Origin of the sequence: Streptococcus suis YS56 (genome assembly GCF_000440115.1) — a bacterium.
GTDB lineage: Bacteria > Bacillota > Bacilli > Lactobacillales > Streptococcaceae > Streptococcus > Streptococcus suis_L.
Map to the genome: position 1 here is coordinate 23,653 of NZ_ALMY01000040.1, position 10,712 is coordinate 34,364.

The 10,712-nt window shown below is 42.0% G+C and carries 11 protein-coding genes; 7 read left to right on the forward strand and 4 right to left on the reverse strand.

Annotated features, from left to right (window positions below; genetic code table 11):
• Nucleotides 1-102: 102 nt before the first annotated feature.
• Entirely contained in the window at nt 103-1,230 is a 1,128-nt protein-coding gene (locus tag SST62_RS0105180) for a glycerate kinase (protein ID WP_029186556.1), read from the forward strand.
• Entirely contained in the window at nt 1,221-1,448 is a 228-nt protein-coding gene (locus SST62_RS0105185; protein WP_029186557.1) for a hypothetical protein, read from the forward strand. The genes SST62_RS0105180 and SST62_RS0105185 overlap by 10 nt, the downstream gene beginning before the upstream one ends.
• 9 nt (nt 1,449-1,457) lie before the next feature.
• On the opposite strand, the gene SST62_RS0105190 is transcribed toward SST62_RS0105185, so the two are convergent.
• Nucleotides 1,458-1,910, reverse strand: a complete 453-nt coding sequence (locus tag SST62_RS0105190) for a DUF1694 domain-containing protein (protein ID WP_029186558.1) — start codon at nt 1,908-1,910, stop codon at nt 1,458-1,460.
• A gap of 149 nt (nt 1,911-2,059) precedes the next feature.
• Here SST62_RS0105190 and eno point away from each other — a divergent pair, with 149 nt between their 5' ends.
• Together eno and SST62_RS0105200 are read left to right on the forward strand one after the other, a co-directional pair.
• Nucleotides 2,060-3,367 (forward strand): surface-displayed alpha-enolase, encoded by a 1,308-nt coding sequence (eno, locus tag SST62_RS0105195; RefSeq protein ID WP_002935704.1) that lies wholly within the window; start codon nt 2,060-2,062, stop codon nt 3,365-3,367.
• Nucleotides 3,368-3,704: 337 nt separating this feature from the next.
• On the forward strand, nt 3,705-4,352 hold the full coding sequence (locus SST62_RS0105200) for an HAD family hydrolase (protein ID WP_029186559.1): 648 nt from the start codon (nt 3,705-3,707) through the stop codon (nt 4,350-4,352).
• A 27-nt stretch (nt 4,353-4,379) separates the two neighbouring features.
• On the opposite strand, the gene SST62_RS0105205 is transcribed toward SST62_RS0105200, so the two are convergent.
• Both SST62_RS0105205 and SST62_RS0105210 read right to left on the reverse strand, forming a co-directional pair.
• Nucleotides 4,380-4,565, reverse strand: coding sequence for a hypothetical protein (locus tag SST62_RS0105205; RefSeq protein ID WP_002935693.1), 186 nt, complete (start codon nt 4,563-4,565; stop codon nt 4,380-4,382).
• Between the two features lie 63 nt (nt 4,566-4,628).
• Nucleotides 4,629-5,633, reverse strand: a complete 1,005-nt coding sequence (locus SST62_RS0105210; RefSeq protein WP_029186560.1) for a lactonase family protein — start codon at nt 5,631-5,633, stop codon at nt 4,629-4,631.
• A gap of 135 nt (nt 5,634-5,768) precedes the next feature.
• Here SST62_RS0105210 and SST62_RS0105215 point away from each other — a divergent pair, with 135 nt between their 5' ends.
• From SST62_RS0105215 to budA, 3 genes are read left to right on the forward strand one after another with little or no spacing between them, the layout of a single operon-like run.
• Entirely contained in the window at nt 5,769-6,935 is a 1,167-nt protein-coding gene (locus tag SST62_RS0105215; protein WP_029186561.1) for an AI-2E family transporter, read from the forward strand.
• Nucleotides 6,925-8,154, forward strand: coding sequence for a tetratricopeptide repeat protein (locus SST62_RS0105220; protein WP_029186562.1), 1,230 nt, complete (start codon nt 6,925-6,927; stop codon nt 8,152-8,154). The genes SST62_RS0105215 and SST62_RS0105220 overlap by 11 nt, the downstream gene beginning before the upstream one ends.
• 3 nt (nt 8,155-8,157) lie before the next feature.
• A complete protein-coding gene (gene budA, locus SST62_RS0105225) occupies nt 8,158-8,874 on the forward strand; it encodes an acetolactate decarboxylase (protein ID WP_029186563.1) in 717 nt (238 codons plus the stop codon).
• 25 nt (nt 8,875-8,899) lie between these two features.
• Here the strand turns inward: budA and SST62_RS0105230 are convergent, their stop codons facing one another.
• Nucleotides 8,900-10,558 (reverse strand): Rqc2 family fibronectin-binding protein, encoded by a 1,659-nt coding sequence (locus SST62_RS0105230; RefSeq protein ID WP_029186564.1) that lies wholly within the window; start codon nt 10,556-10,558, stop codon nt 8,900-8,902.
• Nucleotides 10,559-10,712 lie beyond the last annotated feature (154 nt).

Sequence of the window (10,712 nt, forward strand, 5' to 3'; positions counted from 1 at the left end):
TCTCCTTTCTTTCAGTATAACACAGACGATGAAAAACAGAAAAGATTTATTGAAAGCTGAATAGTAGTGTGATATACTAATAATATAAAGGAGGTTAGTATCATGCATATTCTCATTGCTCCGGATTCATTTAAAGAGTCTCTTTCAGCTACAAAGGTTGCTGAAGCGATTAAAAAAGGATTTTCTAAGGTTTATCCACAAGCAGGGTATGACTTAATTCCCCTAGGAGATGGTGGCGAAGGGACAGTTGAGAGTCTAATGCAGGCCTTATCCTTGGATGTAACCCAGACTTGGGTGACAGGTCCATTTGGAGATAAAATTAAGGTTTCCTATGCGGTTAAAGATGATCTTGCGGTTTTTGAAATGGCTAAGATTGTAGGGCTGGCAAGTATCCCGCATGGAAAAAGGAGTCCTCTCTTTATTAAGACACAAGGGGTTGGGGAGCTGATTGTAGAGCTCGTTCAAAATGGTGTTAAACGAATATTTATAGGAGTAGGTGGCTCTGCTAGTCATGATGGTGGTATCGGAATGGCGGCAGGTTTAGGAGTGAAATTTTATAATCGAGAGGGAAAAGAAGTAGAGGCAATTGGAGCTCATATCGGGGAGATTGTCAGTTTTTCCACAGAGGATATGTTGGTAGATTTATCTCAGGTCAGTATTGATTTGGTAACGGATGTGGAGAATCCGCTTTGTGGACCAGCGGGAGCCACATTTGTTTTTGCAGGTCAGAAAGGTCTTTCCTCTGCTGAATTTGAACCAGTAGACAAGAAAATGGAGTCCTTTTATAAATTAGTTAATCCAATGCTACTCGATTTAGCAGGAGCGGGTGCTGGAGGAGGTATGGCAGCAGGTTTAGTCCAATTTGCTGGTGCTCGCATTCAAAAAGGCATCGACTTTGTCTTGGACCAGTTGGATTTTGATCATCGCGTCGCCAAAGCGGATCTGGTTGTGATCGGAGAAGGGCGGATGGATGCCCAAAGCTTATCAGGGAAGACTCCGATAGGAGTAGCTAGACGTACGCCGACTGGGATTCCCATCATTGCAATTTGTGGTAGCCTCAAAGACGATCTTCCCGAGTTTCCTTTTGAAAATATCTGCGCCGCTTTTCCGATCATTGCAAGCGTTGAAAGTTTGGAGGACACGCTTCAAAAAGCAGAAAAAAACCTGGTCCGCACGGCAGAACAGGTGGCAAGAATTCTTCAGTTAGGAGGCCAACAAAGATGGAATTAGTGAAATATGTGGCTATTATCTTATTTATTTTTATTTGTCTTGCAAAGCTAGTATTCGTTTTGAGACTTTCCGAAAAAGAAAGAGGAATGGAAACGAATGTAATAAAGGCAAATGGAGCAATGTTCTTTTTCAATGAAAAAAATGAAAGAGGCAGATTGCTAGGAATCCTTTGTCTAACCTGTATTATTTTTACTTTAATATTTATACTGCTTTATTGATAAATCAGTCTAACCAAATAATTTTTTCCAGAAGGAAGATTTTGCATCTTCCTTTTTTTCTTCTGGCTTTGAGATAAGATTTGGAAATATGGATTCTAAGCTAACTTTTTCATTATCCACAGCGTGATTTGTGTGAAAGACAAGTGCGTAGGGAGACTGTCCTATTTTTTCATCGATGATAGCGGTAGTAATGCCGAAGTTCTGAGCAATTTTTAGTAGTGAAATTTGTTGCTTGTCAGACAGGGCTGGCGAGAGTTTGAGGAATAGAGGAGAGTAGCTGTTTGCTAGTTTTTGGCAAATTGTATCGAACTTATTTCCGACGACTTCACTACTCAAATCGTCAAAGGAAACGAGCAGGACAACCCGTTCGCGATAGGTTCCCATGTATAGACGTTGTTCATCTGGATTGAATCGTGTTTCGCCAGAGGCTTTCTGTAGTATGGTAGTATTTAAATCGTTCATGGTTTCAGTATAACATACTCAGTTAACTTTGAAAAGGAAGGCGTTTACATTATTTCTTTCAGTAAAATAACCTGTTTTTTCTTGAAAAATCCCTTCTTTTAGGGTATGATAGCTATGTAACAATTTTAAACTCAAAGGAGAGTAATATAATGTCAATTATTACTGATGTTTACGCTCGCGAAGTCCTTGACTCACGCGGTAACCCTACACTTGAAGTTGAAGTTTATACTGAATCAGGTGCTTTCGGACGTGGTATGGTTCCTTCAGGAGCTTCTACTGGTGAGCACGAAGCAGTTGAGCTTCGCGACGGTGACAAATCTCGTTACCTTGGTCTTGGTACTCAAAAAGCTGTTGACAACGTGAACAACGTGATTGCTGACGCTATCATCGGTTTTGACGTTCGTGATCAACAAGCTATCGACCGCGCTATGATCGCTCTTGACGGTACTCCTAACAAAGGTAAATTGGGTGCAAACGCAATCCTCGGTGTTTCTATCGCTGTTGCGCGTGCTGCTGCTGACTACCTTGAAGTGCCACTTTACACTTACCTTGGTGGATTCAACACTAAAGTATTGCCAACTCCAATGATGAACATCATCAACGGTGGTTCTCACTCAGACGCTCCAATCGCTTTCCAAGAATTCATGATCTTGCCAGTTGGCGCTCCTTCATTCAAAGAAGGTCTTCGTTGGGGTGCTGAAGTATTCCACGCTTTGAAGAAAATCTTGAAAGCTCGTGGTTTGGTAACAGCTGTTGGTGACGAAGGTGGTTTCGCTCCTAAGTTCGAAGGAACTGAAGACGGTGTTGAAACAATCATCGAAGCTATCGAAGCTGCTGGTTACGAAGCTGGCGAAAACGGCATCATGATCGGTTTCGACTGTGCGTCATCTGAATTCTACGACAAAGAGCGTAAAGTTTACGACTACACTAAATTCGAAGGTGAAGGCGCTGCTGTTCGTACATCTGCAGAACAAATCGACTACCTTGAAGAATTGGTTAACAAATATCCAATCATCACTATCGAAGATGGTATGGATGAAAACGACTGGGATGGCTGGAAAGCTCTTACTGAGCGTCTTGGCAAACGCGTTCAATTGGTTGGTGACGACTTCTTCGTAACAAACACTGACTACCTTGCACGTGGTATCAAAGAAGGTGCTGCTAACTCAATCCTTATCAAAGTTAACCAAATCGGTACTCTTACTGAAACATTTGAAGCTATCGAAATGGCTAAAGAAGCTGGTTACACTGCAGTTGTATCACACCGTTCAGGTGAAACTGAAGATTCAACAATCGCTGACATCGCAGTTGCAACTAACGCTGGCCAAATCAAGACTGGTTCATTGTCACGTACAGACCGTATCGCTAAATACAACCAATTGCTTCGTATTGAAGATCAACTTGGTGAAGTTGCAGTCTACAAAGGCTTGAACTCATTCTACAACTTGAAAAAATAAATTAGTACAGTGTACTAATTTATCCCCGAGCTAGAATAGCGAGGGCTATAGTAAGAACAAGTCTGAAGATTTTCGGACTTGTTTTTCTATGTACAGTGTACTAATTTATCCCCGAGTTAGAATAACGAGGGTTATAGTAAAAACAAGTCCGAAGATTTTCGGACTTGTTTTTCTATGTACAGTGTGCTAATTTATTTTCGGGCTAACAAAGTGAGGGATTAGTAAAACTCTCTAGGTTTTCCTAGGGAATTTTCTTTGCCTTGATATTGATAAAATGGTATTCTAAAAAGGCAGATCAACTTAAGTATTCTCATATTGAAAAGAGATGGAGAGTGGGATGATAGAGTGGATATTTTTTGATTTGGGTTCGACGCTTTTAGATGAAGAGGCTGCTTATGATTATTATATAGACAAGTGTGTGAAGAAGTTAGAGTCTCTGGATATAGAGGTTTCATCAGATTCTTATAAAAAGAAAATGGTGGAGTATGCTCATAAGTCGCTGGATACCATTCGTGCGACCTGGCACTATTTTGCACCGACCGAGCCACGTCCTTTATGGACAAATGAGGGTGTGAGCCTGTATCCTGAAACAATAGATGCTCTAGAGAAGTTATCACAAAACTATCGATTGGGGATTGTTGCCAATCAGTCTAGTAGTATTAGAGAACTGCTTAAAGAGTGGGGAATTGAGTCTTATTTTCAACTCGTTATCCTCTCTGAAGAGGTTGGACTATCTAAACCAGATACAACTATTTTCACACTTGCCTTGCAAAAAGCGAATATCCCTGCCGATAGAGTTGTCTATGTTGGGGATAGGTATGATCATGATATTCTGCCTGCTAAATCTTTGGGAATGTGGACTGTACGGATACTGACAGGTTTTGGAAAGCATGCCAGTGAAAATGAAAAATTGAAGAGTGATTGGGTAATTCCTTCATTGCAAGAGATAACAAATATTTTTGAACAAACAAAAAAACTAGACTGAACATTCTCAGCCTAGTTTTTACATGTATTAGAACAAGCCTTTAACCTTGTCCAAAAGACCGTTTACGCCTTCAGAACCTGACAAGAGCCCCTTTGCTTGTTCAAGGTATTCACCGAATTGGTCCTTGTTTTCTTCGATAAATTGTTTTGCACCATCAAAGTCTTTGTTTGCAATCAATTCTTTTACTTGGTTAAAAAGATCTACTGGATTCATGTTGAAATCACCTCCTATGAGACTATTAAACCAAAACTGGACGGATTTCACAATTGAAACGACTTATAAAAATGTAACGCAAACTGCTTCAGGAACATAGAAATCGTGTGAAAGCTCAGTCAAACAGCCATTTTCGGCATCTCTCTCAAATACAGTTGCATTGTCAGAATCTTGATGGACAACAATCAAATGCTTTTCATCTGGACTTAGAATGAAATCGCGTGGGATTTTACCATTTGTTGGGACGATTTCAACTAATTCTAAGCTGGCATCAGCAAGCGTTTTGTAGACTGCGATAGAGTCGTTTCCGCGGTTGGAGCCATAAATAAATTTACCATCCTTTGTGATGCGAATAGCGGCAGTACCGTTGAAACCAGTATGGTCTTCTGGGAGAGTAGAGACAGTTTGTAGGTGTTCAAATTGTCCCCAGCCGTCGTAGATAAGCACCTCAATAGTTGAATTGAGTTCACAGATGAGATAGGCGATTTTTGCGACAGGATGGAAGACAATGTGACGTGGACCACTTCCTGGCGCAGCCTGATAGGTTGCGATTTTCTCTACTTTTCCTTGGTCAGATACCTTATAGGTTACCACTTGATCACATCCTAAATCACAGGTTACTAAAAATTTATCGGGCGCCAAATCAGAAAAGTGAACATGGGCGGAAGCTTGGTTTTCGTGCGGTCCAGATCCTTCGTGTTGAGCGACATCAGCTAATTCTAGCGAACCATCCGCCAAACGTTTATAAACAAGTAGTTGCCCTTTGTGGAAATTGGAGCCATAAACTAAATCTCTTGCTTCATCTACAGCGACATAGCAAAGTGGTGCGCCCTCTGATACAACATGGTTGAGTAGAGTATAGTCAGCATTAAAGGCAGCGATACCTCCTAGACCATTTTCAGCGCCGACGGAGTATAGATGTCCGACCTTATCAAAGGCAAGGTAGGTAGGGTTAGGTTCTTCAGTGACCAATTCTAGATTGCTAAGTTGTCCTGTTTCAGAGTCAAAATTTGCTTTATAAATTCCTTTTGATTCACGTTTTGTGTAGGTACCGAAATAGATAGTCATAGGATTCTCCTTTTTGGAAATGATTGATAAAATTATACCATGTTTTTCTGAGAAAGTCGTATAAATTCTGTAGTTGATTTTTACAAAAATCCTTTCTCCATGTTACAATAGAAAAAAAGACTAGGAGTGTATTAGATGGAGGATAAGCATCAAAAATTTAGTCTGACTTGGTTTTTCCGCTTGTTTTTGAATAGCCAAGCGGTGACATTTTTATTAGTAACCTTGCTGACTTTTTTGACCATATTTATTTTTAGTAAAATTAGTTTTTTATTCAGACCAATAGGAAGCTTTTTAGAAATTGTATTGTTACCGATGATTTTAACAGGTCTTTTGTATTACCTATTAAATCCGATGGTTGACTGGATGGAAAAGCATAAAATTTCTCGTACAGTTGGTATTTCCATTCTCTTTGTTTTAATCAGTCTTCTCATTATATGGGGACTGGCGGTGGCAATTCCGAGTATTCAAGAGCAAGTGACATCCTTTGCGCAAAATCTTCCTTCGAATATCCAGAAAATCGAAGGGCAAGTGACGAGCTTATTGCAGGACCAAAGATTTGAACAATTTCGTCCTACTGCATTGGAATTGTTAAATAAGGTCAATGATCAGATCGTTGCTTATGCGCAAAAATTTTCAACAAGTGCTGTAAACTGGGCAAGTAATTTGATTTCAACCGCTTCGCAGATTATTGTTGCTATTTTGATTATGCCTTTTATTCTCTTTTATCTGTTACGGGATGGTCAGTATTTGAATAAACACATCACCCAATATCTACCAACCAAGTGGAGAGAACCGATTGGAACAGTACTATCAGATGTGAATGGGCAATTATCAAACTATGTTCGTGGTCAGGTGACCGTTGCGATTATTGTTGCCCTGATGTTCTCAGTGATGTTCTCAATCATTGGTCTTAGCTATCCAATAACCTTGGGGGTGATGGCTGGTTTCCTCAATCTAATTCCGTATTTGGGTTCTTTCTTGGCCATGATTCCAGCTGTTATTTTAGGATTGATTGCTGGTCCAATCATGCTGGTTAAGGTTTTAATTGTTTTTATGGTGGAACAAACTATTGAAGGGCGATTTGTAACTCCCCTAATCATTGGTTCTTCTTTGAATATTCACCCGATTACCATCTTGTTTGTACTCTTAACAGCTGGTCAAATGTATGGAGTTCTTGGGGTGCTTTTAGGGATTCCAATTTATGCATCTATTAAAGTGTTAGTCAAGGCAGTATTTGAGTGGTACAAAGCAAATAGTCATTTATATAATGAAGAAAAGAACGAGGTTTTGAATGAACAATAGTGAAAAAATGTTGGCTTGTTTGGACCAGCAGGATTTAGTCAAGGCAGATAAGTATTTCAGGCGCGCCTTGGTGCAAGATGACAGTGAAACGCTTTTGTCCTTGGCTGCCTATCTGGAAAGTATTGGTTTTTTCCCTCAGGCTGCACAAATTTATGACAAACTCAAGGAAACCTATCCTGAGGTAGTCCTCAATCTGGCTCAGATTGCTTTTGAAGACGGCATGGTCGAAGAAGCGTTTGCTTATTTGGAGGAAATTTCGGAAGACAGTCCAGCCTATGTAGAAGCCTTGTTGGTCAAGGCGGATTTGTATCAGGCAGAAGGCTTGTCTGATGTGGCGCGTGAAAAATTGTTAGAAGCAAGTCACTTATCAGATGAACCCATTATCCTCTTTGGCTTAGCAGAATTGGATATGGAACTGGAATTATTTAAGGAAGCCATTTCCTACTATGCCCAGTTAGACAATCGGGAAATGTACGAATTAACGGGAGTTTCTACCTATCAGCGAATTGGTATTGCCTATGCAAGTTTAGGGAAATTTGAAGCGGCCATTGAATTTTTGGAAAAAGCTGTTGAGTTGGAATACGATGATCAGACGGTCTTTGAATTGGCAGCTCTGCTATTTGAACGAGAAGAATACCAAAAGGCAAATCTCTACTTCAAACAGTTGGATACGATCAATCCTGATTTTGAGGGCTATGAATATGCCTATGCACAGTCGCTTCATGCCGAGCATAAGATTGATGAAGCCTTGGCTATGACACAAAAAGGCTTGGCTAAAAATGACTTTGATGCCAATCTCTTGCTTCAGGCTTCTCAGTATGCTTATGAATTGCATGACGAGGCGGGGGCAGAAGATTATCTTCTACAGGCAAAAGAGGTGGCAGATGATAGTAACGAACTAGCTCTGCGCTTGTCCAATCTGTATCTTGAACAGGAACGATTTGAAGAGGTTGTGGCTTTATTTGATGAAGAGGTTGAGAATGTCTTGGCGCGTTGGAATGTAGCAAAGGCCTATCAGGCATTGGAAAGGGAAGAAGAAGCCCTTGCTTTCTATGAGGAATTAGCTGGGGATTTAGCGGCAAACCCAGAGTTTCTGGCTGATTATGTAGCCCTTTTACGTCAGCTTGGTCGTTTGGATGAGGCAAGAGAGCAGGCAAACCGTTATATCCAATTGGTGCCAGACGATTTAGCCATGCAAGAATTTTTAAATGAAGAGTAGGTTATGCAAGTAAATCGATTATTTCAATACAATACACTCGGTGCCTTGATGGCTGGACTTTACGGTGGTTCATTGACAGTCGGTGAGCTGCTGGAGCATGGTGATTTGGGCTTGGGAACCCTGGATTCTATTGACGGCGAGCTGATTGTTTTGGATGGAAAGGCCTATCAGGCTAAGGGAGCAGGGGAGAAACCAGAAGTGGTTGAAGTTCCTGTTGATATGAAAGTTCCCTATGCAGCGGTCATTTTCCATGAGGCAGAAGTGATTTTCAAACAGCGCTTTGAAATGACCAGCGATGAATTGCATCAGCGAATTGAATCCTATTACGATGGGGAAAATCTTTTTCGCTCCATCAAAATCAAGGGGACTTTCGCTCGGATGCATGTGCGTATGATTCCAAAGTCGGCCTCTGATGTTCGTTTTGCGGAAGTGGCTAGTCGCCAGCCTGAGTATACCGCTGAGAACATTTCAGGTACCATTGTTGGTATTTGGACGCCAGAGATTTTCCATGGTGTCAGTGTGGCTGGCTATCATTTGCATTTTATTTCGGATGATTTGACATTTGGCGGGCATGTCATGGACTATGTTATCTCAGAAGGAATGGTGGAAGTGGGGCCAGTAGATCAACTAGACCAACGTTTTCCTGTTCAAGACCGCCAATATCTTTTCGCTAAGTTCAATGCAAAGGAAGTCAGAGAAGATATTGATAAGGCGGAGTAGGTTTCAATACAGAAAAATCCATGAACTAGATTTTCATGGATTTTATTTTGTCTTCTGTTGGGGTGACACGGAGGGTCTTCTGACCGCGGTAGGTCACAAAACCTGGCTTACCACCTGTTGGCTTATGCAGTTTCTTGGCCTCAATCATATCGACTTGAACCAAGTTAGAATGCCTTGCCTTAGAGAAGTAGGCAGCCAACTCCGCCGCATCTGTCTTGATCTCGTCGCTTGGATCCAAGTTGTCTGTGATGACCACGTGGCTACCAGGAATGTCTTTGGCGTGGAACCAGAGTTCGCCTTTTTTGGCCATTTTGAAGGTCAGCTCATCATTTTGCAGGTTATTTTTTCCTACCAGAATAATGGTCTTCCCGTCCGTCGCCAAGTATCGCTCAGGCTTCTGACGCTTATGGATTTTCTCACGGTGGCGACGCTTGAGGTAACCTGTTTCAATCAATTCCTCACGGATTTCGTCGATCTCTGCCAGACTAGCCTGTTCCAGCATGGTGTTAACGGACTCCAGATAGACGATGGTCGCCTTGGTTTCCTCAATCAAGTTGGTCAGGTGCTTGACCGCCTCCTTGAGTTTCTGGTACTTCTTGAAGTAACGTTGGGCATTTTGGCTAGGAGTCAAAGCCACATCCAACTCAATCTCCAGCTCCTCGCCCGTATAGTAGTTGTCCAAAATCACGCTCGGCTGGTCATTGGGCACCTGATGCAGATAGGTGGTCAAGAGCTCGCCCTTTTGCCGCACCAACTCCGCCGTCTCCGTATCCGCCAATTCCTGCTCTTGCTTGACCAGCTTCTTGCGATTCTTCTCTAACTCACTGGCCACCCGCTTGATTAGCTCATTGGCCTGTTGGACCACCCGATCCCGCTCCGCCTTGTCCTGATAGTAGAAGTCCAGCAGACTGCTCAGGCTCTCAAAGTGTGGCTGGTTTTCAGGGCTATTGGCAAATGGCAGAGCAGCATAGGATTTGTCTGTCAGGATAGGCTGTGTTGCCTGGTCAAAAAAGGCACGGAAGTTCTTGAGGCGGTCTGTCTGCAAATGACTGGCCAGTTCAGAAGCTGTATCCCGACCCAAACCTTGAAAGACCTGTTGGAGATTTTTTGGACTCAGTTCCTGAGTCGATAAGATTTCAAACAATTTCTCATCAGACACCGTATAAGGATTGAGAGAATGTGTTTCCGGTGGACGAATGTAGGTGGAGCCTGGCAAAATGGTTCGGTAGGAATTTTGCGAGAAACCAACATGCTTAATTGCCTCGATAATCTTCTGTTCAGACTTATCCACCAAGATGATATTGCTGTGTTTGCCCATGATTTCCACAATCAAGGTAGCTTGAATATGGTCGCCAATCTCATCCTTGTTGGACACTGAAAATTCTAAGATGCGGTCATTGTCCAACTGACGAATCTCCTCGATAATGGCACCCTGCAAGTATTTCCGCAGAATCATGGTAAAGGTATTGGGCACCTTGGGATTGGTAAAGTCCGACTGAGTCAGCTGAACCCGCCCGAAAACCGAGTGGGCGGACAGGAGCAACTTATGGCTCTGACGGTTGCTGCGGATGTTCAGAACAATTTCCTGCTCAAAGGGCTGGTTGATTTTCTGAATCCGCCCACCTTCTAAATTGGCCCTTAACTCAGCCGTCATGTGATGTAAAAAAAATCCGTCAAAAGACATGTTTTTCCTCTTTCTAATAGCTATAACTCAGTCTAGTATATCATATTTTGATGTTTTTTGATGAGAGTGATACTATGAGAAAAAGTGTAGGACTATAGAGTGATGATGGATGGGGCTGTTTACTTGCAAAAAAGTCGGGGGGGGGGGGGTTTAA

Coding starts and splice junctions, on each gene's coding strand:
- SST62_RS0105215 (WP_029186561.1), top strand. CDS start 5,769: ATGGAGGATAAGCATCAAAAATTTAGTCTGACTTGGTTTTTCCGCTTG.
- SST62_RS0105205 (WP_002935693.1), bottom strand. CDS start 4,565: ATGAATCCAGTAGATCTTTTTAACCAAGTAAAAGAATTGATTGCAAAC.
- SST62_RS0105230 (WP_029186564.1), bottom strand. CDS start 10,558: ATGTCTTTTGACGGATTTTTTTTACATCACATGACGGCTGAGTTAAGG.
- SST62_RS0105190 (WP_029186558.1), bottom strand. CDS start 1,910: ATGAACGATTTAAATACTACCATACTACAGAAAGCCTCTGGCGAAACA.
- SST62_RS0105200 (WP_029186559.1), top strand. CDS start 3,705: ATGATAGAGTGGATATTTTTTGATTTGGGTTCGACGCTTTTAGATGAA.
- SST62_RS0105210 (WP_029186560.1), bottom strand. CDS start 5,633: ATGACTATCTATTTCGGTACCTACACAAAACGTGAATCAAAAGGAATT.
- eno (WP_002935704.1), top strand. CDS start 2,060: ATGTCAATTATTACTGATGTTTACGCTCGCGAAGTCCTTGACTCACGC.
- SST62_RS0105180 (WP_029186556.1), top strand. CDS start 103: ATGCATATTCTCATTGCTCCGGATTCATTTAAAGAGTCTCTTTCAGCT.
- SST62_RS0105220 (WP_029186562.1), top strand. CDS start 6,925: ATGAACAATAGTGAAAAAATGTTGGCTTGTTTGGACCAGCAGGATTTA.
- budA (WP_029186563.1), top strand. CDS start 8,158: ATGCAAGTAAATCGATTATTTCAATACAATACACTCGGTGCCTTGATG.
- SST62_RS0105185 (WP_029186557.1), top strand. CDS start 1,221: ATGGAATTAGTGAAATATGTGGCTATTATCTTATTTATTTTTATTTGT.